Here is a 24,778-nt window from a genome sequence, read left to right as displayed (position 1 = left end):
TCCGGTGCGCGGAATCCTGCTCGCCGGTGGCACCGGCTCGCGACTCTGGCCGATCACGATGGCCATGTCGAAACAGCTCATGCCCATCTACGACAAACCGATGGTGTATTACCCCCTGACGACCCTGGTGTCCGCCGGAATCCGGGAGATCCTGGTTGTCACGACACCGGAGGACCAGCCCCATTTCCGGCGCCTGCTGGGCGACGGGAGCCGCTTCGGGCTCTCCCTGTCGTACGCGGAACAGCCGAAACCGGACGGGATCGCCCAGGCGTTCCGGATCGGCGCGGACTTCATCGGCGACCAGCCGGTCGCGCTGATCCTCGGTGACAACATCTTCCACGGCGGCGGCCTGGGCCGGCAGCTGTCCCGGTTCCGGGAGCCGGCCGGTGGGCGCGTGTTCGCGTACCCGGTGGCCGACCCCGAGCGGTACGGCGTCGTCGAGTTCGACGACCACGGCAAGGCGTTGTCGATCGAGGAGAAGCCGGAGCGGCCCAAGTCCACCTATGTCGTGCCGGGGCTGTACTTCTACGACGCCGACGTGGTCCGGATCGCCGACAAGCTGGAGCCCAGCGCCCGGGGCGAGCTGGAGATCACCGCGGTGAACCAGGAGTACCTGCGCCAGGGCCGGCTGGAGGTGACCGTCCTGGACCGCGGCACCGCGTGGCTGGACACCGGCACCTTCCAGTCGATGGTGCAGGCGTCGGAATACGTGCGGGTGATCGAGGAACGGCAGGGATTCAAGATCGGCTGCGTCGAGGAGGCCGCCTGGCGGCTCGGCTTCATCTCCGACACCGAGCTGCGCGAGCTGGCCGGTCCGCTGATGAAGAGCGGGTACGGCGAGTACCTGGTGCGCCTGCTGGACACCGGCCGCTACGGGGGTGCCCGATGAAGATCCGTCCGCTGACCATCGAGGGCGCGTACGAGGTCACCCCGGTCCAGCACCACGACTCCCGCGGCGCGTTCCTGGAGTGGTACCGCTTCGACGCGCTGGCCGCCGCCGTGGGCCATCCGCTGGACCTGGCCCAGGCGAACCTGTCCACCTCCGCCCGGGACGTGGTGCGGGGCATCCACTTCGCCGACGTGCCCCCGGGCCAGGCCAAGTACGTGACCTGCGTGTCCGGGGCGGTGCTCGACGTAGCGGTGGACATCCGGGTCGGCTCGCCGACGTTCGGGGCCTGGGAGGCGGTGCCGCTCGACTCCGAGGAACGCCGCGCGGTGTACCTCGCCGAAGGGCTGGGGCACGCGTTCTGCGCGCTGACCGAGGGGGCCACCGTCGCGTACCTCTGCTCGACCACCTACCGCCCGGGGCACGAGCACGGCATCAACCCGCTGGATCCCGAGCTCGGCATCTCCTGGCCGGCCGGCACGCCACTGCTGTCCACGAAGGACGCGCAGGCGCCGTCGCTGGCCGAGGCCCTGGCCGCCGGCCTGCTGCCGCAATACGACGCTTGTTGTACTCGTATCGAATCAAGCCGTCGGATGTAATACATTCCCTTTCCGCTTTATGCCATTGACTCCCACCGTTCGATGGGGTACCGACACACCACCAGTCGAGCATTTCTGGTAGGTTGCGGTCCCATGTACGCCGGAAATCTGCTTCGCCCGATCTGACCACCTTGCACCCATTTGCAATCCAACCTCATCCGATTCGCCATTCCTATCGAACGGAAAGATGTAGCGCGGCAGCGCTCCATTAAGCAGTCTTTAAGCCGGGTCCCGCGGGTTCACCGCCGCCGGACCGCTCACCCGCACACGAGCCGGCCGGCACGTGCCGGCCGGGGGGCCGCAGAACACGGACTGCGGTAGCCCGCAGTTGATGACGGAGGCTAGGCGTGCAGACGATCGACCCCCTATCGGCCGTCGAGATCACCCAGGACAAACCGCAGCTCAGCGTCGTACGCGACCGGCAGATCCGGGACCTGGCGGCGCAGCCCGGCTGGCGCGGCCGGTACGCCCAGCGGCTGTGCCTGATCGACTGGGGTGTCGGCCTGGTCGCCTCGTCCTCGGCGCTGCTGCTGCGCTTCGGCGCGTACAGCATCGAGCCGTTCCTCTGGCAATATCTGCTGCTGACCCTGCTATTTCCGCTGGCCTGGATCGCCGTGCTGGCGCTCAACCGGGCTTACGAGCCGCGTCATCTGTTCGTCGGCACCGACGAATATGCCCGGGTCGTCCGTTCCGGAATCGGGCTCATCGCGGGGTTGGCCATTATTTCCTTTGCGTTCGACCTGCGTCTAGCCCGCGGCTACGTGCTCATCGCTGTGCCGCTCGCCACAGTGGTCGACCTGAGCGCACGCTACGTGTTCCGGCAATTGCTGCACCGCTCCTGGGCCCGCGGTGAGCGGCTGCACCGGGTCATCCTGGTCGGCCACGCGCGCGCCGTCGCCGACATGACGCAGCGGCTGCGCCACGAGAGCCACCACGGCCTCGGCATCATCGGCGCCTGCCTGCCGCCCGGCCCGGGCGGCGAGGTCACCGCCGGGCTGCCGCCCATCTACGGCAACTTCGACGACGTGGCCGCCGCGGTCAACCTCTCCGGCGCGGACACCGTCGTGGTCCTGTCCTGCCCCGAGATCGACGGCGCCGCACTGCGCCGCCTCGCCTGGCAGCTCGAACGCGACGAGATCGACCTCATCGTGGCCAGCACGCTGGTCGACGTGGCCGGCGACCGCACCACCATCCGCCCGGTGGACGGCCTGCCGATGCTGCACGTCGAGCACCCCCGGCTCAAGGGCAGCGCCCGGCTGGTCAAGGCCGCCTTCGACCGGGCCGGCGCGCTCGTCCTGCTGACGCTGAGCGCGCCACTGCTGGCCGTGGTGGCCACACTGGTCATGTTCGGCAAGGGCGGCCGCGGACCGGCGGTGTTCCGGCAGGAGCGGGTCGGCAAGGACGGCAAGCCGTTCGTGCTCTACAAATTCCGGACGATGGTGGTCAACGCCGAGGCGCGGCTGCCCGAGCTGCGCAACCTCAACGACACCGACGGCGAGCTGTTCAAGCTCCGCAAGGACCCACGGGTCACGCCGGTCGGCCAGTTCCTGCGCCGCTACTCGCTCGACGAGCTGCCCCAGCTGGTCAACGTGCTCAAGGGCGACATGTCGCTGGTCGGCCCCCGCCCGCCGCTGGCCCGCGAGGTCGCCGGCTACCCGGCCGACATGCGCCGGCGCCTGGTGGTCAAGCCGGGCCTGACCGGACTCTGGCAGGTGTCCGGCCGCTCCGACCTCTCCTGGGACGAGTCCATCCGGCTCGATCTGACGTACGTGGAGAACTGGTCCCTGGTCATGGATCTGGCCATTCTCGCGCGCACTGTCAGCGCGGTGGTCCGCAGCTCGGGAGCTTACTGATGAACGACCGTCCCAGGCTCACCGTCATCGGCACCGGTTACCTCGGCGCCACCCACGCCATCTGCATGGCGGTCATGGGTTACGACGTCCTCGGTGTCGATGTGGACGCGGAGAAGGTCGCGCGGCTCAACTCCGGCGAGGTGCCGTTCTTCGAGCCCGGCCTGCCCGAGCTGCTCACCAAGGCGCTGGAGACCGGCCGGCTGCGGTTCACCACCAGCTACCGGGAGGCCGGCGAGTTCGGCGACGTGCACTTCATCTGCGTCGGCACCCCGCAGCGCCGGGGCTCCGAGGCCGCCGACCTGACCTACGTCGACGCGTCGGTCACCGCGCTCGCCGCGCACCTGCACCGCCGCGCCCTGGTGGTCGGCAAGTCCACCGTCCCGGTCGGCACCGCCGCCCGGCTCGCCGAGCTGCTGCGCACCACCGCACCCGCCGGCGACCGGGTCGAGCTGGCCTGGAACCCCGAGTTCCTGCGCGAGGGCTTCGCCGTCGACGACACCATGAAGCCCGACCGGATGGTCTTCGGCGTCACCTCCGCCTGGTCGGAGGAGCGGCTGCGGGCCGCGTTCGCGCCGGTGCTGGCCCAGGGCGTCCCGGTCAAGGTCACCGACCTGCAGACCGCGGAGCTGGTGAAGGTCGCCGCGAACTCGTTCCTGGCCACCAAAATCTCCTACATCAACGCGATGGCCGAGATCTGCGAGGCCACCGGCGCCGATGTGCACGACCTGGCCGAGGCGCTGGCCTACGACGAGCGGATCGGCGGCAAGTTCCTGCGCCCCGGCCTCGGCTTCGGCGGCGGCTGCCTGCCCAAGGACATCCGGGCGTTTGCGCACCGGGCCGAGGAGCTCGGCGTCGGCCAGGCGGTCGGCTTCCTCCGCGAGATCGACGGCATCAACCGCCGGCGCCGGGCCCGCACGGTCGAGCTGGTCGTCGAGCTCTGCGGCGGCGACGTGGCCGGCAAGAAGGTCGCCGCGCTGGGCGCGGCGTTCAAGCCGAACTCCGACGACATCCGCGACGCGCCTGCGCTCGACGTGGCGAGCAAGCTCGCGAGCCTCGGCGCCGACGTGCACGTCTTCGATCCCGCGGCGATGGACAACGCCCGCAAGGCGCATCCCGAACTGTCCTACGGCACCGGCGCCCTCGATGTCGCCCGCGACGCCGACGTGGTCGTGCTGCTGACCGAGTGGACCGAGTTCCGGGAGATCGCGCCCGGGGCGATGGCCGAGGTCGTCGCCGCACGCCGCATCTTCGACGGGCGGCACGCGCTCGACTCCGCCGCCTGGCGCGCCGCGGGCTGGGAATACAAGGCGCTCGGCCGGCCCTGAGCCTACGCCGACGGGCGGGCGGACTCCCTGGTGGCGGGCGCGTCGGCGAAGGCCCACACGGTCCGGATGAGCGCCTCGGGGGTTTCGATCTGGGGCAGGTGACCGGTTTCGGGAAGCATCGTGAACCGCGCGCCGGGGATCGCGGCGGCGAAGGCCCGGCCGAAGTCGGGGTCGCCGATCCGGTCGGCCTCGCCCCAGACCACCAGGGTCGGGGTGCTCACCCCGCCCAGCCGGCCGGCCAGGCTCGGGTCGGTCATCGCGCGCCCGGCGTACGCCTCGAGGGCCACCCGGTTGCCGGCCATCGCGTCACGAACCCGCGGGGGCAGCGTGGCCGGGTCGATACCGTACGTCTGCGGGTCGTGGTAGCTGAGTTGGGCGAGCTCGGCGGGAGCGAGCGAGAAGAAGTCGGCGACCGGGTGACCGGGCACCTCGATGCCGACCGCGTCGACGAGAACGTAACCGCTGACCCGGGGTGAGTGCAGCAGCGCCATCTCGGCGGCGATCCAGCCGCCGATCGAGTTGCCGACCACCGTGACGCCTTGCAGGCCGAGGGCGTCGAGCAGCACGACGTACGTCGCGGCCAGCCCGGCGATCGAGTCGAGCGCGGCGGGGCGTGGCGTGGCGTTGAAGCCCGGGTGGACCGGGGTGAACACGTGCGCGTGCTCGGCCTCGGCCAACCGTTCGGCCCAGGGTGTGACGGTGAGCGGGCCACCTCCGCCGTGCAGCAGCAGGACGGGGTGACCCCGGCCGTGCTCGGTGACGGTGAGTGCGAGGGAGCCGATCCCCGGGACGGCCAATGAGTGGACGGTCATGCGAACGCTCCTGGAAGTGAGGATCCATATCTAAGGAACCTTATACAAGGGTCCTTATATACGCAACCTTGCGATAGCCTGGCCGCATGAGCACCCCGCTGCAGCAGGTCGGCCTGGCCGTCAAGCGGCTCCAGTGGCGCCACCACCGCGAGGCCAATCGCCGCCTGGCCCCGCTGGGCCTGTCGCTGGTGCAGTGGGACACCCTGCGCCACCTGCACGCGAACCCCGGCGCCTCGCTGCATCAGCTGGCCGAGCTGACCTTCCAGACCGACCAGTCCATGGGCGAGCTGGCCAGGCGGATGGTCGACCGCGGCCTCATCGAGCGGGTCGAGGGCACGGGCCGCAAAGTCCCGCACCAGCTCACCGCGACCGGCGACGAACTCAGGCGGGCCGGCGGCGAGGCGGTCGACGGTGTCCTGACCGAGTCCCTCGGCCGGCTCAGTGCCGACGAACGGGACACCCTGCACAAACTGCTGCTCAAAGCAGCCGAGCCACGCTGAGCGGACGTTCCCGGCCCGGGCCTCACCTGCTCTCGGTCGGGGCCTTCAGCGGTGCCGCGTCGGAGGTGATGCCGACCCCGGACAGCACCGGGCTCTCGCCGCCGCGGGCCCGGGTCAGCTCCACCCGGTACTGCGCGTACCGCGAGCCACCCAGCACCCGGTCGCCGTAGCCGACCGCGGTCCAGCCGGACCAACCCGCGCCGGGCGTCGAGGTGCTGCCGGTGCGGACGAACAACCGCACGGTGGCCCCCCGGGGCACGTCGGCCTGGTAGGCCAGGCGGTCCCAGGTGACCAGCTGACCGGCGTCGAGCACCCGGGAGACCTTGCTGCCGGTGCGGGCGGCGCCGGACAGGCGTATCCCGGCGTCGGTGACCGTGGTGCGCAGCGCCGTGCCGGTGCGCAGTTGCGGCGCGGTGAAGTCGGCGACACCGACCGCCGCCGAGACGAACGTCGCCGGCGGCCGATCCGTCGCCGGCCACACCGTGGTGTTCCCGGCCGGGTCCACGCTGTGGACGCGGTAGTGGTAGGTGGTCAGCGGTGCCAGACCCGTCGCTACGACGGTGTGCCGGTGTCCGCCGCGGTCGCCCGGCCACTCGGCGAGGGAGCCCGGCGCCGTGCCGACCAGCAGCGTGGCGGCGGCGGACTCGTCCGTGCGCCAGCCGACCGCCGTGGTGCCGTCCGGCCGGGGCACCACGGAGACCGCCGACACGCCGGGCGCCCGCCGATCGGTGGCCGCCGTGACGAGTTTGCGCAGGGGCGACGTGGTGGTCCGGCCGCCGGGCGCGGTCACCCGGACCCGGTACCAGTAGGTGGTGCCCGGGGCGAGCCCGGGGAGCCGGACAGTACGCCGGGAAGCCTGGGTGCCGTCGACGACGCGCGCGGACAGCCGGTCGGCCCGCACGCCGTACTCGATTTCGGTCCGGGCGGCGGTGGTGCCCGTGACCGTCACGTTCGCCGTGGTGCTCTCCGGCACCGCGGTGGCGATGGCGACCGTCGGGGCGGCGGCAGGTGCCCCGTAGAGAGCCGCGTACGCTCCCGGCGCTGCGGTGAACATGGCGTACTCGACGCCCTTGATGGTGGTGCGGGTGAACGGCACGGCGGCGCCGGCCCGGGTCAGCGTGGTCAGGGTGCGGCCGCCGGCGCCGAGCGTCGGCACCATGCCGGTGAGTCCGTTGGCGCCGGCGCCCACGTTCACCTCGAACGACAGGGTGTTCGCCGACCACGAGATGCCGGTGTACGACGATGCGTTCCGACCGTCGAGCCAGGTGAGCAGCTGGCGGGCGGTGACCACGGGCACGCCGTGGCGCTGGGCCGAGGCCAGCACCTGGTCGCTGTCGTACGTCGTGCCCTGGTCGGTGTGCATGTTCGCGGTGAAGGCGCCGTACCGGCCTTCCGGGCCCAGCGCCGCTTCCAGGAGCGCGTCCGCGGTGAACGGGTAGCTCTGGCCGGACTCGTCGGTCATCTGGGTGGCGGCCTGGTAGACGTCGATGAGCCCACCGGTCTTGCCGGAAAAGCGCATCGGCATGCCGGAGCCGGTCATGAAGCCGGGCCGGTCCCGGATCCAGGTGCCGGGCCAGTAGTAGTAGTTGGTGTCGAGGCGGATCGTGTTGGCGGCCTCGGTGGACGCCTGGGTCGACCAGTCCGACCAGACGATGCAGTGCACCCGGTTCGTGCTGGGCGCCGCCACGCTGCGGTACTTCGCCCGCCAGGCGGCGAGCTGGTCGGTGTAGTTGGCCGCCAGCGAGCCGGTGGTGAAGTCGGCGCAGTTGGTGTTGACGTGCAGCCCGACCTCGAAGCCGCGGGCCTGGTACGCCGCCGCCTGGGTGTCGCTCAGCGGCGTGTTCGCGAACACGTACGAGGTGAAGCGCGGGCACTGCCAGTCGTCGACCACGCAGCCGGCCGGGCTGTTCGCGGTGTACTGGTCGAACCGGCCCGCCGTGCCTCCGGTGGCGTGGTCGTCGCCGGTGCCCACGACGACCGCCTTGAGGCTGCGCGGGAAGTACCAGAACCGGGGCAGCGGCTTGCGATCCAGGTTCATGGCGCCGATCAGGTTGGCCAGCAGCCGCTGCTGCTCGTCGGCCTGCGGAACGGCGACCTTGGCCAGGTTCACCCAGTCGGTCGCGCCGGCGCCGAAGTAGAGGTCGTCGGACCGGATCGGCGCGGTGCCGTCCCGCTCCTGCTTCTCCCAGGCGGGGTTGCCCTGGCGGGTGTACACCAGCGACTGAGCCAGGTCGAAGCTGAACGCCGCGGCCTGCCCACCCGCCGCGCCGACGTCGACCAGCGACACGGCCGGGTTGGCGGTGGCCGCCGTGGCGCTGGAGTAGAGCGTGGCGACCGAGCGAGCGCCGGCGAGGGTGTACCGGTCGGCGGTGCCGTGGTACTGGATCGTCTGGTCGGTGATGCCGGCACCGGGCGCGGCGGAGGTGTCCACCTTCAGGTAGCCCTCGGCCAGGGTGCCGGTGGTGGCGGTCAGCCCGAGCAGACCGGCCAGTTGCTTGTCCGGCCGGAAGGCGACGAGATTGCCGCCGTTGGTGACCCAGGTGGTGATCATGCTCGCCTGCGCGGCGGTGAGCGGCGTCGCACCCAGAAGCACAACGTCGTAGCTGTTGAGCATCGACGCGGTGACGGCGGACAGGTCGGCTGTGGCGAACTCGTTGAGGCCCTCGGTCCGCAGCACCTCGGCGAGGAACGGGGTGAACCCACCGGCGCCCGTGGCGGCCGACTTGATGACCAGCACCGGCCCGCCCGGACCCTGATCCGGTGGTGGCGGTGGCGGGGCGGCCGTGGTGAAGGACCACGTCACCGGCGTCATCACGTTGCCGGCGGCGTCGCGGGCACCGCTGACCGAGGCCGTGTAGCCGGTCGAGGTGGCCAGCGCGGCGGCCGGGGTGAACGTGGCGGCGCCGGCGCCCGCGTCGTACGTGGTGGTGCCGGTGACCACGCCGGACGGGCCGGTCAGCGTCATGGCGATGCCGGACGCGGTGACAGGCTCGCTGAAGGTCGCCACGACCGCGGTGCTGGTGGGCACGCCGACCGCACCGGCGGCCGGCGCGCGGGCGGTCAGCGTGGGCGCCGTGGTGTCCGTCGCGGTGGTGTCGAACACGACGTCGACCCAGTAGTTGGTCGCCAGGTACGTCTGCGTCGGGAACGCGCTGGCGCCGTACCGGTAGACGCCGTTACCGCCGTCCGTGCCGTTGGCCAGGGCGGTCAGCGGCCCGCGGGAAACGGCGGTCGCGAGGCCGTTCCCGGTGGCCGAGTAGAAGCCGGTGTCGGTGTGGTACGACGCCACATAGGTGGTGTTCGCCGCCACCGCCACCGGGTTGGGCAGCACGGCGGTCTGCCAGCCCGAGCCGCTCTCGCCGGTGAAGGTCACGGTCGCCAGGCGGACGCCGGTGTTGCTCCAGATCGCGCCGGTGTGGGTGCCGGTGTTGGCCGCTCCTTTGTAGAACCGCACCCCGGTGAGGTACCCGGCTGTGCTGCTCCGCAGGCGCACGCCGAGCTCCACCGCGGAGTTGTCGTTGACCGCGGCGGTGGCCGGCGTGGCGGTCGACGGCCAGATCGTGCACGGACATCCGGACCCCGAGCCGGACGCGGTGGTGAAGGTCCACGGGAAAGCGGCCATGGTGTTCCCGGCGGCATCCCTGCCACCGGCGGCCGTGGCGGTGTACGTCGTCGAGGCGGCGAGCGGGTTCGTCGGCCGTAAGGTCACCGTCCGGGTCGCCGCGTCGTAAGTGGTGGTCCCGGCCACCGGGGTGCCGCCGGCCGTGAGGGTGACGGTGGCCGTGCCGGCTTGCACCGGCTCGCTGAGGGTGGCGCTGACCGCGGTCGTGGTGGGCACACCGGAGGCGCCGGCGCCCGGGCTGGTGCCGGTGACGGTCGGCGCTGTGGTGTCGGTCCCGCTGGTGGTGAACACCACGTCGACCCAGTAGTTGGCCGACTGCCACGTGTTGGTGGGGAAGCCACCGCCCGCGCCGTACCGGTAGACGCCGTTCGCGCCGTCGGCACCGTCCCGCAGGGCGTGCAGCGGGGCGTTGTCGACCCCCGCCGTGGCGAAGGCACCGTCGTCGCTCGCGTACCGGCCGTTGGGCGCATAGTACGAGGCGACATAGGTGGTGTCGGCGGTGATCGCGACGGGGCTCGCGAAGGTGGCGGTCTGCCAGCCGGTGGCTGTCTCGGCGGTGAAGGTGACGGTGCCCAGGTTGGCGCCGGCGCCGGTCCACAGGTGTCCGATGTGGGTGCCCGAGTTGCCGCTGCCCTTGTAGAAGCGCACGCCGGTGACAAATCCATCGGTGTCCGCGCGGAACTTCACCCCCACCTCGACGGCCGCGGTGTCGGAGTCGGCCGGGGTGCCCGGCACCGCCGTCGTGGGCCAGATCGAGCACGGGCAGGTGGCGGCCGCCGCCGGGGTGACCGGGGTCAGCAGGACCACGATCAGGGCAAGGCACATCACGACCGGCGCCAGCAGCCGTCGTGACCGGTGGTTCGATCCGTCCACGGAGCGCTCCTCAGCTGCCGGCGGTGAACACGACGTCGACCCAGTAGTTGGCCGAGCCCCAGGTGTCGGTCGGGAAGCCCCCGCCGGTCCCGTAGCGGTAGACGCCGTTGGCGCCGTCGGCACCGTCCCGCAGGGCGTGCAGCGGTCCGTTGTCGACGCCGGTGGTGAAGTACCCGCTGTCGCCCGCGTAACGTCCGGTCGGCGCGTAGTACGACACGATGTAGGTGGTGCCGGCGGCGACCGGCACCGGGGTGGCGAACGTCGCGGTCTGCCAGCCGGTGGCGCTCTCGCCGGTGAACGTGACCGTGCCCAGCAGCGTCCCCGTCGCACTCCACAGATGCCCGACGTGCGTACCCCCGTTGCCGTTGCCCTTGTAGAACCGCACGGCGGTGACCCGGCCGGCCACGTCGGCCCGGAACTTCAGGCCCACCTCGACGGCCGCCGTGTCCGGGTCGGACGGCGTGGCCGGCACCGCCGAGGCGGCCCAGATCGAGCACGGGCAGCCGGTCGGCGGCGGAGTGCCGGCCGCGGTCGTGAAGGACCAGGACGTGGCGGCCATGACGTTGCCGGCGAGGTCGGCCGCGCCGCTGACCGTGGCGGTGTAGGTGGTGTCGGCGGCCAGCGCGGCGTCGGGTGTCAGCGTGGCTTTCCTGGTGGTGGCGTCGTAGGCCACGCTTGCCGGCACCGACGTGCCGCCCCCGCCCCGGAGCACCATGGCGACCGTCGAGCTCTGCACCGGTTCGCTGAACGTGGCGGTGGCCGTGGTCCCGGCCGACACTCCCGTGGCGCCGGCAGCCGGGGTCCGTGCGGTCACGGTCGGCGCGGTGGTGTCGGGTGCACCGCTGCCCGGCGTGAAGACCACGTCGACCCAGTAGTTGGCCGACTCCCAGGCCAGCGTCGGGAAGCCGGTCCCGAAGCGGTAGACGCCGTTGGCGCCGTCGACGCCGTCACCCAGGGCGTGCAACGGGACGCTGTCGACGCCCTGGCCGGCGAAGAAGCCCGGGTCGGCCGCGTACCGGCCGTTCGGGGCGTAGTACGACACCACGTAGGTGGTCCCGGCGGTCAGCGACACGGGGTTGGACAGGTTCGCCTGCTGCCAGCCGGTGGCTGACTCGCCGGCGAACGTGACGGCGGCGAGCTGGGTGCCCGAGGCGGTCCACAGGTGGCCGACGTGCGTACCGGTGTTGGCGCTGCTCTTGTAGTAACGGATCGCGGTGACCTGGCCCGCGACGTCGGCGCGGAACTTCGTGCCGACCTCGGTGCCGGTGCTGTCCGGGTCGGCGGCGATCGCCGGCGTGGCGGACGCGTCCCAGATGGTGCAGGGACAGGTGCGGGTGCCGACCGTGACCGGCACGGCCGCGTCGGTGCCGACGTTGGCGCTGTCGTCGGTGGCCCGGACGCGGATCGTGGTGCCGCCGGCGGTCCGCGGGGTCCACGCATAGGTCCAGCTGCCGCGGCCGGTCGCGGGGTGCCAGGTGACGCCGTTGTCGGTGGACACCTCGACCCCGCCGACGGTGCCGCCGCCGCTGTCGGTGGCGGTTCCGGCGATGGTGACCGGCGCACCGGCCGGCACGGTGGCGCCGGCCGCCGGTGCGGTGATGGTGGCGACCGGGCCCGCCGTGTCGGTGGAGGCGGTGGCGGTGGTGAGCCCGGCCAGCAGGGTGGCCGGCTGCACGCCCATGTCCGCGAACAGGTTGACGGTGGCCTGGCGCATCGGGGTGCTGGGCGCGCCCGATCCGCGGTCGTGGTCGCTGTCGAGTCCCCACGACCACTGGACGGTGCCGGCGCCGAACACCAGCGCACCGCTCGGTGCGCGGTACAGCGTCAGACGGTGGGTGGCACTGCCGGAGCCGTACGTCGAGCCGTGGTCCAGCAACACCTCGACGCCGGACGCGGTCGTGGTGGAGAGGCGGATCAGCCCCCGGGGCCGGGCGGCGTTGTCGGCGTCCTCGTCCCACTCGTAGCCGACGGTGCCGGTGCCCAGGGTGGCCGTAGCGCCCGCCGCCTGGGTGGCGACCGAGGTGCCGCGCCAGAACCGCATCTTGCCGTCGGCGGCCGGCACCCGCAGGCTCACCGTGCCCGAGTTGACCTCGAAGAGGGTGCCGGTCAGCCCGTTCTCCGGGCGGTTGCCGTCGGACGGCGGGCTGAACCGGGGATCACGCCAGGTGCCGGTCCACTCCGCGACCGGGTCGATCTTGGCGTTGGCGTGGGTCTCCTTGTAGCTGACCAGGGTGCGGTTGGCCGTGCCCGACCCATCGATCGCGTTCTCCCACCGGGTCTTCCAGAACACTTCGTTGCCGCTGAAGAAGGCGAGGTGGACCCCGGCGTCGCGGGCCGCCTCCACGTTCGCCCGTTGCCGGCCGGACCAGTACTCGTCGTGACCGACAGACAGGAACGCCTTGTGGTTCCTCAGCAATGCCCCGCGGGCGTCGGTGTCGACCCCGGAGAAGTAGCTGATGTCGTAGCCGTTGGCCTCGAGGAACCGCACCATCGGGTACTCCGCGTTGAAGACGGCGTCCTCGGCGCCCGTGCCGCGGGTGGTGACCGGGCGGTTGTAGCTCACCTTGTACGCGCGCCCGGCCGGCGAACCGACGTAGAGGCTGTTGCCGCCATAGGTGTTGTAGGCCTGCCACGTCGTGTCGGAGGTCTGGAATAGCAGGTCCGAACGGCGGCCGTCGTCGCGCACCACGAAGACGACGTGGCTGGCCCCGGACGTGCCGTCGGTCCGGACGAGCCGGGCGAAGTAGATGCCGGAGACCGCGGTGGCGGGCACCGCCCACGATGCCGAGACCGCCCAGTTGCCACAGTCGACCAGGCCGGTGGTGGGGCTCGACAGGCAGTCCGGCTGGGTCTGCCGCCCGACCGGGTTGACGGTGGTGACCAGCCGCGCGCCGCTGCCGCCGTACCAACCCATCCGGTAGATGTCGAGGCGGTACGAGGTCGCGGCCGATTTGATCTTGAAATTGACCGTCTCACCCAGGTTGACGCTCATCTGCGTGGTGAAGCCCTGCAGCGCGGCGGAGCCGGCGCCGGAGACGTCCCAGGTGCTGCGTGGGGTGCCGGGTCTGGTGTTCTCGCAGGCGACCGGGTTCACCAACGGCGCGCACGGATCGGCGGCGGCGGCCGGCCCCGCGGGCGCTACCGACAGGGTGGCGGCGACGACGGTCAGCGCCAGCAGCGCCCGCCAGCGAAAGGTCCTGAGATCACGCACGGAAGCCGCCTCCCTGGTCGCGCACGCCACGCGCCGCGGCCGTCGCCGAAGTGAGGTCCGGGCGCTTCGTCAGCGGCTGGACATGACGAGATCGTGAATGCAGCAGATCACACCGGGCTGTCGGCCGGACGACACCCGTGACCGCTCCGGGTGGAGGTGCGTAGATAGTCGGTCCCGTCGGGGGACGCCGTCCCGGCTGACCTGAGCGCCCGGATCGCCGATCGGCGGTGGCCACCACCCGTTCGGTCATCCGGCGACAGGTCGGGCTGGGCGGCGCCGCCGGTTTCCGACACTCGCGCTGGCCGTCCGGCGGTACCGGGCTCCCGGCCCGAGCGGCAGGATGGGTCCGTCGTCGTTCTGGGAGGCCACTTTGGACAGCACGCTCGCGACCGTGGCGGTCGTTGTCGTCACGTACAACAGCGCGCGGTTGGTGCCGGACCTCATCGCCTCGCTCGGCCCGGGTCTGGAAGGCGTCGACTGGCACCTCACGGTCGCCGACAACGCCTCCGCGGACGACTCGGTGAGCGCCGTGCGCCGGCTGGCGCCGGAGGCCACCGTGGTCGAGATGGGGCGCAACGCCGGGTATGCGGCGGGCATCAACGCCGCCGTCGCCAAGGCGGGGCCGTTCGACGCGGTGCTCGTGCTCAACCCGGACGTCCGGTTGACTCCGGGCTGCGTCCGTACGCTGCTGGGCGTCCTGCGCACCGCTGGCACCGGCGTCGCGGTGCCGTTGCTGGTCGACGGCGACGGCCGGCTCATCCACACGATGCGCCGGGAGCCGGCCACCCGGCGGGTCCTGGGCGATGCCCTGCTGGGCGCCGTCCGCGCCGGCCGGTATCCGGTCCTGGGTGAGATGGTGACCGACGAGCGGCGCTACACGGCCGAGACCGTCACCGACTGGGCCGAGGGTTCGACCGTGCTCTTCAGCGCCGAGTGCTGGCAGCGCTGCGGGCCGTGGGACGAGTCCTACTTCCTGTATTCCGAGGAGACCGACTTCGCGCTCCGCGCCCGCGACGCCGGGCTGGTCACCCGCTTCACCCCGGCCGCCCGGGCGGTGCACCTGGAGGGTGACTCCAAGGTCTCCCCCGGCCTGTGGACGCTGCTGACGCTCAACAAGGTCCGGCTCTACCGGCGGCGGCACAACGCCGTGGCCGCGGCCGGCTTCTGGGCGGCGCTGCTGCTCCGCGAGGCCAGCCGGGCGGCCCTGGGCAAGGAACCGAGCCGCCGGGCGGCCCGGGCGCTGCTCAGCCCCGCCCGGATGCGGGAGACCCCGGGCCCGCACACGGTGCAGCGGGACAACCGGGTCAGCGCAGGCGCTTGACCGTGCCGACAGCCTCGAGCTTCAGCCGGCTCAGCGGGCCCGGCCCGACCAGCGCCTCGGCGCGCAGCGAGCCGGGGGTGTCGTCGCGCCGCACGCTGTAGCGCGGCTGCAACCAGGAGCCCGCGCGGGCCCGCCGGCGGTCGCTGGTGAACACCCGGGTGTAGCCCAGCTGCCGCATCCGGCCGAGCAGCCGGCGGTCGTAGCGGCCGAGCGGACACGCCGCGGTGTCCACGCCGGTGCCGACGACGGCCGCGAGCCGGTCGCGGGCCTGCACCAGTTCGGCGTCGCTGGTCGCCGGGTCCATGCCGCGCCAGGGCCGGTGCCACATGCCGTGACTGCCGATGCCCATGCCGCTGTCGTGCAGCTGCCGCACGGCCTTCTCGTCGAGGCTCCCGGCGGACTCCAGGCGGGCGGCGAGCACGAAGAAGTCGGCGGTGAGGCCGCGCGCCAGCAGCGCGGGCAGGCCGATCTCCACGTCGGAGGTGTTGCCGTCGTCGAAGCTGAGCCGCACGGCGGGCCACTCGCGCACCTCGTCGAGCACCGCGAGGAACAGCTCCTCGCTGACCCAGTAGCGGTCCTCGCCCGGCTCCAGCTCCCGCTGCGGGGTGCCGATGCCGTGGAAGCAGATGTTGATGACGGTGCCGTTGCTCATCTCCGCCTAGCGCCTCTCCGCCGGTTCCTCGACCTGCCGGGACGACTCGTCCCGGCCCCACGCGGCGCCACCGTCGGCCGCGCGCCGGGCGGACACCGCCGCGGCCACCGTGATCGCCACGTAGCATACGGCCGCCGGCGCCAGCCACGGCCGCGGCAGCACCACGTCACGCAGCCAGGACAGCCGGGCTGCCGGGCGTACCGGGGTCACCACCTCGCCGCTCGCGGCGGCCGCGCGCATCCGGGCGTTGCCGCCGCGCACCCGCACCAGCCGCCGCACCAGATCGCCGGTGCGCCGCGGCGTGGCGACCCGGGCGGCGTAGGAGGTGACGTGCCGCTTCTCCGCGGCGGTGAACAGCGAGTCGAGGAACAGATCGTCGGCCACGAGCTCCGGGAAGCGCTCGAACCGGGCGCGGCCCGCCGCGGACAGCGCGATCACGCCCCGGCCGAACAGCCCGTCGCGGAACACCGGCAACCGGCCGTGCACGGCGAAGTAGGCCCGCACCGGCAGCGGCCGGCCGGCGAGATCGAGCTGCCGGCCGACGGTGGCGGCGAGTGCGCCGTCGCCCAGGGCGCCGGTCACCGAGCGGGCCGCCGCGGTGGTCAGCACGATGTCGGCGTCCAGGTAGACCCGCGGGAAACCGGACGCGACCGCGTCACCGGCATTGAGCGCGGCCGCCTTGCCGGCGGTGGGGAGATCGATGACCCGTACGCCGGAACGGGTGGCCGCGACGGCAGCGGTGTCGTCGGTGCAGCCGTTGGCGACCACGATCACGTCGAACTCGCCCGGGGTGGCCTCGGCGAGCAGCGCGTCGAGACAGCGGCCGATGACCGCCGCCTCGTTGTGCGCCGCGATGACGACGCTGGTCACCGCTTGTCCGCCGCGGTCGTGGAGCTGTCGTGCGCGCCCGAGCGCTGGCCCGGGATGCGGGCCGGCGGGGTGGGCAGCCGCCGGGCCAGCAGCCGCTCGAACACCGCGGCGTACGCGCCCGCCTGGTGTTCCCAGGAGAGCAGGCTCAGGAACCGGTCCCGGCCCAGCTTGCGCATCTGCAGGCGGCGGTCCGGGTCGTCCAGCAGCGCGTCGATCGCGTCCGCGAACTCGGCCGGGGTGCCGTTCGGCACGTACTCGCCGGCGTCGCCCAGCGTCGCGCGGGTCTCGGTGAGGTCGGCTGCCACGACCGGCAGGCCGCGGCCGACGTACTCAACCGTCTTGGCCATCGTCGACAGGTCGTTCATCTTGGTGGGCAGGTCCGGCTGGATGGCGATGGTCGCCTCGCGCAGCAGGTCGTCGACCGCCGCGCCGTCGAGCCAGCCGGTGAACGTCACCACGTCGTCCAGGCCGCGCTCGGTGGCCAGCTTGCGCAGGGCGGGCATGCTCTCGCCGTCCCCGGCCAGCACCATCTGCCAGCCCGTCCGGCCGCGCCGCCGGGTCAGCTCCTCGGCGGCGAGCACCGCCCCCTCGACGTTGTCCTGCGGACCGAACACCCCGAGGTACACGACTTTGTGGACGGTCTCGGCGGGCTCGCTGCCGTCCGGGCCGTCGGCCGGCGCGATCTCGGCGGTCGCCGGGCCGTTGCGCACCACGGTCACCTTGTCCGCTTTTACTCCGCGCCGGACTGCATTGTCCTTGAATGATTGATTCGTGGCGACAACTTCCGTCGCGGTGCGCAAAGTCAGCCATTCCAGCGCGGAAAGGATGCGGAAAACCCATTTGTTGGGGGTGCCCACGCGCGCGGCGTAAACCTCCGGGCACAGATCGTGGTGGTCGAAGACCCAGGGCCGGCCGATCGCCCGCAGCAGCAGCGCCAGCGGCCAATAGACGTCCGGCGGGTTGCACACCTGGACGGCATGGGCCCGACCGGCGAAAACTTCACCGATCAGGCGTACCGCGATACACAGGAAAGACCAGGCGAACTCGAACGCGAACGAGAAGACCCCGCCGCCGTAGACCACCACCGGATAAGGCTTGAGCCGGGTGTTCCGGCTGCCGGGCAAGGTGCGCAGACTCCGGTCGCCTCGCGGCGCGATGATCGTCACATCGAAGCCCCTGGCCTCCAGCGTCAGGCATTCGCGGATGACCCGGCGGTCACGCTCGGCCGGCAGGTTGGCAATGAGAATGGTGACATGCGGGTTTCTGGCCATCGCCTCGTTCGTCTCCCCCTGATTCGCAGCGAGCTCGCAGGGAACAGTGCTGGATCGGGCGAGCAGGCAGCAACCGGCTGTCCGGGCGGGACCGGGTCAGCCGTTTTATACAACGTAGATCTTGCCCTGAATTCTGGCTTTAGGTCCGCTTTGTGATTTTCTCCCATTTCGATGGAGTGTGCCCGACAATGACGGCGATAAATGGCTGCGTTTGCCCGCTATCCACCCTTGTTGACGGGAAGTGAGATGGTGGAAAACGGCTTGTCGGCTTGATGACACCCGCCGAGGCGGCAGCCGGTACCGTCCGGCAGGCTGGTTGCAAGCGACCGAAACCCGATGGAAACTGGGCCCACCGTTGCCGTCTCGCACGGGGTGTCGTGACGGGTCGGCGCCTCGACCTGTTTTGACGAGAGGGAAATTGTGGATCTCTGGGACCTCACCAGGCTGCTCCTGCGACGGTGGTACTTCGCCGTGCCGATGCTGCTGGCCTCGGTGGCTGTGGTGGTCCTGGCTGCCCAGACGGTGTCGCCCGACTACAAGGCGATGGGCTACATGCAGCTGATCCCGGCGCCCAGCACGGGCAAGATCGCGGATCCCAAGGCAAAGCAACGGCCGGTGAACCCGTGGCTCGATCTCGGCTACGCCGCCCTGGGTAACGCCGCAGCCCTGACTGTGACGGACACGACTTCGCTCGAAAAGCTCGCTGACCAGGGTTACTCGGACAGCGTGACCGTGATCCTGAACGAGCGCACGCCGCTGTTCGAGATCGAGGCCGTGGGCCACTCCAAGGAGCAGGCCACCGGCACGGTGCGGCAGGTCATCGAGCTCCTGCAGACCGACATCGCCGCGAAGCAGAAGCAGTACGGCACCCTGCCCGAGGACACCATCTCCACCCTCGTCATCAACGACGGCAGCTCGCCGGAGCAGGACGGTGGGAAGGTCAAGCGCATCCTCATCGTGGCCGCGGGCCTGGGACTGCTCATGACCACCGCGGCCACCATCGCGCTGGACTACTGGTTGCGCCGCCGCTCGCTGCGCCGCGCCGCGGACGACGACAGCGCGGACGACACCGATAAGCCGACCGACAAGCCCACCGACTCCGGGCGGTCCGGCCTGCTCGCGGAGGCCGAGAAGACGCGGGTGCTGCGCCCGGGACGGTCCCAGCCCGTGCCACCGCAGCCGGCACGGACCAACGGGCAGCCGGCACCGGGCAACGTCTACTCGAGCGACCGCCGGGCTGCGGAGGGCGGCAGCCACGCCGTGCCCCGCCAGGCGAAGGGCGCCCGTGAGGGCAACGGCGTGGCTGAACCGGAGCTCGGCGTGGACGCCACGGTCATCCTGCCGGCGCCGAACCAGACCCGCCGCGCCTCCGAGAAGAGGCGATGACTGCGTCGACGGTGCATCCGGTCGATCTCGAACCGTCCCTGATCGCGCCTCGCACCTACACCTCCCGGCGGCTACAGGTGCGGCTCGATGTGGCGACCGTCATCGCCCTGCTGGTCTGCCTGCTCTACATGCTGCCGGCCGCGCTCATCGTGCCCGGCCTCACCTTCGCCGGCCGGCCCGCGCTCGTGCTGGCGCTGGGTCTGTTCGCCTGGTGGCTGCTCGCCCGGCTCAGCCCATCGCTGTTCGTGGTAGGTCCGCAGCCGTTGCGCTGGGCCTGCCTGTTCTACCTGGCGTCGATACTGCTGTCCTACATCGCGGGCCTGCTGCGTGGGTTGCCCACCCTCGAGGCGAACCGGCAGAACTTCACGCTTCTGGTCACCTTCGAGTTCATCGGCCTCGTGCTCATGTCGGCCGACGGCATCGCCAACTGGGAACGGCTCCGGAAGGTCCTGCGCGTCTTCATCTGGGCCGCTGCGTTCATGGCGGCGGTCGGCCTCATCCAGTCGGTCTTCGAGTACGACATCGCCCAGCACCTCATCCTGCCGGGGCTGGAGGTCAAGAACGAGCTGGCCGACTTCCAGAAGCGCGGTGAGGGTGGCCTCTTCCGCGTGGCCAGCACCGCCTTCCACTACATCGAATTCAGCACCGTGATGGCCATGGCGGTCCCGTTCGGACTGCACTTCGCGCGGTTCGCGCCGACCACCCGCGGCCGGCGAACCTTCGCGCTGCTCACTCTGCTGATCGCCGCTGCGGTGCCGGTCGCGATCTCCCGCACCGGCGTGGTGGCCCTCGGCGCGGCGCTGGCGGTGATGTTCGTCGCGGCCTGGAACTGGCGCACCCGATACAACATGCTCCTGATCAGCGTTGTGGTGCTCGGCGGCATCACGGTGCTGCGGCCCGGCCTGCTCGGCACCCTGAAGGCGATGTTCCTGCTGGCCGACGAGGATCCCAGCGTCACCGGCCGCACCGACGACTACACGATGGTCAGCCACTGGTTCTCCCAGCGGCCCTGGCTCGGCCGGGGCCCGGGCACCCTCATCCCCGACCTCTACATCATCCTGGACAATCAGTGGCTGATGACGCTGGTGACCGGTGGCATCATCGGCGTTCTCGCGCTGGCGACCTTGCACATCACCTGCCTGACCCAGGCCTACGTCGCGCTGCGACGCTCAACAACCGAGGAGGACCGGCACCTCTGTGCCGCGCTGATCTCCTCCCAGGTGGTCGCGGTCTTGGTCGCCGCCACGTTCGATTCCTTCAACTTCACCACCTTCGCCTTCACCCTGGCCCTGATGTCCGGTCTGTGCGGCGCGGTGTGGCGGTTCACCCATCCGGCCCGGATCATCCGTACTTCCACTGTCAAGCGGCTGTTCGAATGAGTGCCGGCGGACGCACGGTCCGCGGCGCTGCCCGGTCCGGAGCGAAGGCCCGGACGGCCGGTCCGGACCTATGACAATTACCGGCACAACGGCAGCGGGCGGGCACGGCGACGGGATATCGTCGCCGCGGTCCGGCGACGAGTTCAGGGAGCACATGGTGGTCGACAGCGGCACAACCACCCACGTTGCGCCGGGGAGCGCCTGATGACTCTCCGCGTGGCACCCATCACCACAGTGGACGTTCCCGTGGTAGCCCGGTTCCTGCACGAGCACCTCAACAACCAGGTGCCCGTCGACGCCTGGGAGCGGGCCGTGCAGGTGCCGTGGAAGGTCACCGCACCCAATCACGGTTTCCTGCTCCGCGACGACGACGGCAAGGTGGCCGGGGCCTACCTCGCCTTCTACTCGGAGCGGACGATCGACGGCCGGGTGCGCCGGTTCTGCAACCTCGGCGCCTGGCTCGTCCTGCCCGAGCACCGCTTCCACAGCCTCAAGCTGCTCAAGGCCCTGCTCGCTCAGGAGGGCTACGAGTTCACCGACCTGTCGCCGAGCGGCAACGTCGTGCCGATCAACTCCCGCCTGGGGTTCACCTTCCTCGACACGGCCACCGCGGTCGCGCCCAACCTGCCGTGGCCGGCGCTGCCGGGCGGCGGCCGGGTCAGCGCCGATCCCACCGTCATCGAGAACACCCTGACCGGCGCCGACCTCCAGATCTACCGCGACCACGCCGGCACCGCCGCCGCCCGGCACGTGGTGCTGATCCGCGGCGACCGGCACTGCTACGTGATCTTCCGGACCGATCGCCGCAAGAACCTGCCGTTCTTCGCGTCGGTGCTGTACGTGAGTGATCCGGAGCTGTTCCACACGATGGGGCGCCGCTTCCGGAGCCACCTGCTGACCCGGCACGGCGTGCTCGCCCTGCTGGCCGAGCTGCGGGTGGTCGGTCACCGGCCGCCGCTGTCCCGGATGCTCGCGAACCCGCGCCGGAAGATGTTCCGCGGCGCCGACCTGCCCGAGCGGGACGTCGACTATCTCTACAGCGAGCTGACCTGCCTGAGCTGGTGACCCCGGCCGCACCGCACCCTCCCCTCACCAGAAGAGGTACGCCCGAGATGCGCATCCGACTGCACGACCTGCTGGCCGAGGCCGCCGGCCGGTCAGGCGACGCCCCGGCCGTGACGTTCCGCGACGACACCGTGTCCTACGCCGAGCTGTGGCACCGGGTGCGGTCGGCCGCCACCGGGCTCCGGCGGCTCGGTCTCGCGAGAGGCGACCGCGTCGCGGTGTACCTGGACAAGCGGATCGAGACGGTGACGGCCGTCTTCGCGACCTCGGCGGCCGACGGCGTGTTCGTCCCCGTCAACCCGGTCCTGCGGGCGCGGCAGGTCGCCCACATCCTCGCCGACTGCGACGCCCGGATCCTGGTCACGACGGCCGAGCGCCTGGCGACCCTGCGCGGCGAGCTGGAGCAGGTCAAGTCGCTGGAGCGGGTCATCCTCGTCGGCGGCACCGCGGCCGGCACGCCCGCCGACGGCTACGCGGTGACCTCGTGGGAGGAGCTCCCCACCGCGGCGGACCCGTCGCCGAGCGCCGCGATCGACATCGACATGGCCGCGATCCTGTACACCTCCGGCAGCACCGGCAAGCCGAAGGGCGTGGTGCTGTCGCACCGCAACCTGCTGGTCGGGGCCGAGAGCGTCAGCCACTACCTGGAGATGACCGCGGAGGACGTGGTGCTCTCCGCCCTGCCGCTGAGCTTCGACGCCGGCTTCAGCCAGCTGACGACGTCGTTCGCCGTGGGCGCCCACGTGGTCCTCGTCAACTACCTGCTCCCCCGGGACGTGGTGCGGCTCTGCGCCCGGCACAAGGTGACCGGGCTGACGTGTGTGCCGCCGCTCTGGATCCAGCTCGTCCAGCAGACGTGGCCCGAGGAGGCCGGCCGGGCCCTGCGCTACTTCGCCAACACCGGCGGCCGCATGCCCAAGAGCACGCTGGACAGTCTGCGCGCGATCTTCCCGGCCGCCCGGCCCTACCTGATGTACGGCCTGACCGAGGCGTTCCGCTCCACCTACCTCGACCCGGTGGAGGTGGACCGCCGGCCGGACTCGATCGGCAAGGCCATCCCCAACGCCGAGATCCTGGTGGTCCGCCCGGACGGCAGCCCCTGTGACCCGGGCGAGGAGGGCGAGCTGGTCCACCGCGGCGCGCTCGTGGCGATGGGCTACTGGAACGATCCGCAGCGCACCGCGGAGCGGTTCCGGCCGCTGCCGGGCGCCGAGGGTGCGCTCTCGACCGAGCTGGCCGTCTGGTCCGGCGACTCGGTCGTCCGCGACGAGGAGGGCTTCCTCTACTTCGTCGGCCGCGCCGATGAGATGATCAAGTCTTCCGGCTACCGGGTGAGCCCGACGGAGGTCGAGGAGGTCGCCTACGGCACCGGCCTGGTGCGGGACGCGGTGGCGCTCGGCGTGCCGGATCCGCAGCTGGGGCAGCGCATCGTGCTCATGGTCAGCCCGGCCGGCGCCGGCGAGCTCGCCCCGGCCGCGCTGCTGGCCCTGCTGAAGAAGGAACTCCCGCTCTACATGCTGCCCAAGGAGGTCGTGGTCCGCCCGGAGCTGCCCCGGTCGCCGAACGGCAAGTTCGACCGCAATCTGCTACGTCAGGAGTTGAACGCGTGACTCAGCACCCCTCCGCCGCCGCCTTCGCGCAGATCGACGGCAAGCTCGCCGTCGGCGGCGTGCCGGTCGACCGGCTCGCCGACCGGGTGGGCAGCACCCCGTTCTTCGCGTATGACCGGGGGCTGCTCACCGGCCGGGTCGGGCTGCTGCGCGCCACCCTGCCGGCGGACGTGCAGCTCAGCTACGCCATCAAGGCGAACCCGATGCCGGCCGTCGTGCAGCACCTCAGCGGGCTGGTGGACGCGTTCGACGTGGCCTCGGCCCTGGAGATGCGCACCGCCCTGGACACCCCGATGCCGCCGACCCGGGTGAGCTTCGCCGGCCCCGGCAAGACCGACGCGGAGCTGCGCCAGGCGGTCGCGGCGGGCGTCACCGTCGAGCTGGAGTCGGAGAACGAGGCCGCCCGGATCGCCACCGTCGGCGCCGCCCTGGGCATCCGCCCGCGGGTGGCCGTGCGGGTCAACCCCGACTTCTCGGTCAAGGGCTCCGGCATGCGCATGGGTGGCGGCCCGCAGCAGTTCGGCGTCGACGCGGAACGGGTGCCGGCCCTGCTCAAGGAGCTGGCCGCGACCGAGCTCGAGGTGCTGGGCTTCCACGTGTTCGCCGGCTCGCAGAACCTGCGCGCCGACATCATCGGTGAGGCGCAGCGCAAGACGGTGGAGCTGATGCTGCGGCTCGCCGGCGACGCGCCGGAGCCGGTCCGCTACCTCAACCTCGGCGGGGGCTTCGGCATCCCGTACACCGATCGCGACGAACCGCTCGACCTGGCCGCGATCGGCGCCAATCTGACCGCGCTGATGCGCGACGAGGTGCGGCCCCGGCTGCCCGACGCGCGGGTGGTGGTCGAGCTGGGCCGCTACCTGGTGGGCGAGTGCGGGGTCTACGTCACCCGGGTCGTCGACCGCAAGGAGTCGCGCGGCCGGACCTACCTGGTCGTCGACGGCGGCATGCACCATCAGCTGGCCGCCTCCGGCAACTTCGGCCAGGTCATCCGCCGCAACTACCCGATCGCCGTGGCCAACCGGCTGGACGAGGAGCCGGGCGAGCAGGTCACCGTGGTCGGCAGCCTGTGCACCCCGCTCGACCTGCTCGGCGACAACGTCACGCTGCCCGAGGCGGGCGTCGGCGACCTCGTGGTGCTCTACCAGGCCGGCGCGTACGGCCTGACCGCCAGCCCCACCGCATTCCTCAGCCACCCGGCGCCCGCCGAGGTGCTCCTGTGAACCCGAACGCCTCCGGAGGCAAGTCCATGGAACTGACCGGTTCGACGACCGAGGACGTCAAGGCTGTGCTGGTGTCCGTGCTCGGCATCGAGGACCGCGCCGCGACGATCGACGCCGGCACCCCGCTGCTCGGCAGCCTGCCCGAGCTCGACTCGATGGCGGTGCTGGAACTGGTCGCCGCACTCGAGCAGCGCTTCGGCGTGACCATCGACGACGACGACGTGACGGCCGAGGTCTTCGAGACCCTCGGCAGCCTCACCGAGCTGGTCACCGACAAGTTGCACTGAGCATTTCGGGCATTTTTCCGACCAATTTCCGAC

The 24,778-nt window shown here is 71.6% G+C and carries 18 protein-coding genes; 12 read left to right on the top strand and 6 right to left on the bottom strand.

Annotated features, from left to right (window positions below; genetic code table 11):
• Positions 1 to 4 precede the first annotated feature (4 nt).
• The 4 genes from rfbA (at position 5) to ACIBQZ_RS24425 (ending at position 4,663) form a co-directional block, all read left to right on the top strand.
• On the top strand, positions 5 to 889 hold the full coding sequence (gene rfbA, locus ACIBQZ_RS24440) for a glucose-1-phosphate thymidylyltransferase RfbA (protein WP_396091081.1): 885 nt from the start codon (positions 5 to 7) through the stop codon (positions 887 to 889).
• On the top strand, positions 886 to 1,485 hold the full coding sequence (locus tag ACIBQZ_RS24435; protein ID WP_396091080.1) for a dTDP-4-dehydrorhamnose 3,5-epimerase family protein: 600 nt from the start codon (positions 886 to 888) through the stop codon (positions 1,483 to 1,485). Before rfbA ends, ACIBQZ_RS24435 begins: the two co-directional genes overlap by 4 nt.
• Positions 1,486 to 1,832: 347 nt before the next feature.
• Positions 1,833 to 3,338 (top strand): sugar transferase, encoded by a 1,506-nt coding sequence (locus tag ACIBQZ_RS24430; protein WP_396091079.1) that lies wholly within the window; start codon positions 1,833 to 1,835, stop codon positions 3,336 to 3,338.
• The gene (locus tag ACIBQZ_RS24425) at positions 3,338 to 4,663 is read left to right on the top strand and encodes a UDP-glucose dehydrogenase family protein (RefSeq protein WP_396091078.1); all 1,326 of its coding nucleotides are present in this window, start codon (positions 3,338 to 3,340) and stop codon (positions 4,661 to 4,663) included. Before ACIBQZ_RS24430 ends, ACIBQZ_RS24425 begins: the two co-directional genes overlap by 1 nt.
• A 2-nt stretch (positions 4,664 to 4,665) precedes the next feature.
• Here the strand turns inward: ACIBQZ_RS24425 and ACIBQZ_RS24420 are convergent, their stop codons facing one another.
• A complete protein-coding gene (locus tag ACIBQZ_RS24420; RefSeq protein ID WP_396091077.1) occupies positions 4,666 to 5,475 on the bottom strand; it encodes an alpha/beta fold hydrolase in 810 nt (269 codons plus the stop codon).
• An 86-nt stretch (positions 5,476 to 5,561) separates the two neighbouring features.
• Here ACIBQZ_RS24420 and ACIBQZ_RS24415 point away from each other — a divergent pair, with 86 nt between their 5' ends.
• The gene (locus ACIBQZ_RS24415; RefSeq protein WP_396091076.1) at positions 5,562 to 5,975 is read left to right on the top strand and encodes a MarR family winged helix-turn-helix transcriptional regulator; all 414 of its coding nucleotides are present in this window, start codon (positions 5,562 to 5,564) and stop codon (positions 5,973 to 5,975) included.
• A 22-nt stretch (positions 5,976 to 5,997) separates the two neighbouring features.
• Here ACIBQZ_RS24415 and ACIBQZ_RS24410 read toward each other — a convergent pair whose 3' ends face one another.
• Both ACIBQZ_RS24410 and ACIBQZ_RS24405 read right to left on the bottom strand, forming a co-directional pair.
• Positions 5,998 to 10,470 (bottom strand): DUF4082 domain-containing protein, encoded by a 4,473-nt coding sequence (locus ACIBQZ_RS24410; protein ID WP_396091075.1) that lies wholly within the window; start codon positions 10,468 to 10,470, stop codon positions 5,998 to 6,000.
• 10 nt (positions 10,471 to 10,480) lie between these two features.
• Positions 10,481 to 13,681, bottom strand: a complete 3,201-nt coding sequence (locus ACIBQZ_RS24405) for a N,N-dimethylformamidase beta subunit family domain-containing protein (RefSeq protein ID WP_396091074.1) — start codon at positions 13,679 to 13,681, stop codon at positions 10,481 to 10,483.
• A 370-nt stretch (positions 13,682 to 14,051) separates the two neighbouring features.
• Between ACIBQZ_RS24405 and ACIBQZ_RS24400 the strand changes: the two genes are divergently transcribed.
• The gene (locus tag ACIBQZ_RS24400) at positions 14,052 to 15,002 is read left to right on the top strand and encodes a glycosyltransferase (protein ID WP_396091073.1); all 951 of its coding nucleotides are present in this window, start codon (positions 14,052 to 14,054) and stop codon (positions 15,000 to 15,002) included.
• On the opposite strand, the gene ACIBQZ_RS24395 is transcribed toward ACIBQZ_RS24400, so the two are convergent.
• Genes ACIBQZ_RS24395 through ACIBQZ_RS24385 form a run of 3 tightly spaced genes read right to left on the bottom strand, consistent with a single transcriptional unit; the run spans position 14,986 to position 17,795 of the window.
• Positions 14,986 to 15,654, bottom strand: a complete 669-nt coding sequence (locus ACIBQZ_RS24395) for a polysaccharide deacetylase family protein (RefSeq protein WP_396091072.1) — start codon at positions 15,652 to 15,654, stop codon at positions 14,986 to 14,988. The genes ACIBQZ_RS24400 and ACIBQZ_RS24395 overlap by 17 nt on opposite strands.
• Positions 15,655 to 15,660: 6 nt before the next feature.
• Positions 15,661 to 16,524 carry a glycosyltransferase gene (locus tag ACIBQZ_RS24390; protein ID WP_396091071.1) on the bottom strand — a complete coding sequence of 288 codons (864 nt, stop codon included), beginning with the start codon at positions 16,522 to 16,524 and terminating at the stop codon, positions 15,661 to 15,663.
• Complete coding sequence (locus ACIBQZ_RS24385; RefSeq protein ID WP_396091070.1) at positions 16,521 to 17,795, bottom strand: glycosyltransferase family 4 protein; 1,275 nt, start codon at positions 17,793 to 17,795, stop codon at positions 16,521 to 16,523. The genes ACIBQZ_RS24390 and ACIBQZ_RS24385 overlap by 4 nt, the downstream gene beginning before the upstream one ends.
• Positions 17,796 to 18,215: 420 nt before the next feature.
• Here ACIBQZ_RS24385 and ACIBQZ_RS24380 point away from each other — a divergent pair, with 420 nt between their 5' ends.
• The 6 genes from ACIBQZ_RS24380 to ACIBQZ_RS24355 all read left to right on the top strand — a co-directional run bounded on the left by ACIBQZ_RS24380 (position 18,216) and on the right by ACIBQZ_RS24355 (position 24,745).
• Complete coding sequence (locus ACIBQZ_RS24380; protein WP_396091069.1) at positions 18,216 to 19,181, top strand: hypothetical protein; 966 nt, start codon at positions 18,216 to 18,218, stop codon at positions 19,179 to 19,181.
• Complete coding sequence (locus ACIBQZ_RS24375; protein ID WP_396091068.1) at positions 19,178 to 20,560, top strand: O-antigen ligase family protein; 1,383 nt, start codon at positions 19,178 to 19,180, stop codon at positions 20,558 to 20,560. Before ACIBQZ_RS24380 ends, ACIBQZ_RS24375 begins: the two co-directional genes overlap by 4 nt.
• 204 nt (positions 20,561 to 20,764) lie before the next feature.
• Entirely contained in the window at positions 20,765 to 21,625 is an 861-nt protein-coding gene (locus tag ACIBQZ_RS24370) for a hypothetical protein (protein WP_396091067.1), read from the top strand.
• A 47-nt stretch (positions 21,626 to 21,672) separates the two neighbouring features.
• Positions 21,673 to 23,235: an acyl-CoA ligase (AMP-forming), exosortase A system-associated gene (locus ACIBQZ_RS24365; protein ID WP_396091066.1), complete on the top strand. Its 1,563-nt coding sequence runs from the start codon at positions 21,673 to 21,675 to the stop codon at positions 23,233 to 23,235.
• On the top strand, positions 23,232 to 24,458 hold the full coding sequence (locus tag ACIBQZ_RS24360) for a pyridoxal-dependent decarboxylase, exosortase A system-associated (protein WP_396091065.1): 1,227 nt from the start codon (positions 23,232 to 23,234) through the stop codon (positions 24,456 to 24,458). The genes ACIBQZ_RS24365 and ACIBQZ_RS24360 overlap by 4 nt, the downstream gene beginning before the upstream one ends.
• Entirely contained in the window at positions 24,455 to 24,745 is a 291-nt protein-coding gene (locus ACIBQZ_RS24355; protein WP_396091064.1) for an acyl carrier protein, read from the top strand. The genes ACIBQZ_RS24360 and ACIBQZ_RS24355 overlap by 4 nt, the downstream gene beginning before the upstream one ends.
• The last annotated feature ends 33 nt before the right edge of the window (positions 24,746 to 24,778 follow it).

The sequence above is a fragment of the Actinoplanes sp. NPDC049599 genome (assembly GCF_044465625.1).
Taxonomy (GTDB): domain Bacteria; phylum Actinomycetota; class Actinomycetes; order Mycobacteriales; family Micromonosporaceae; genus Actinoplanes.
This window is presented reverse-complemented; position numbering and strand designations above follow the sequence as displayed.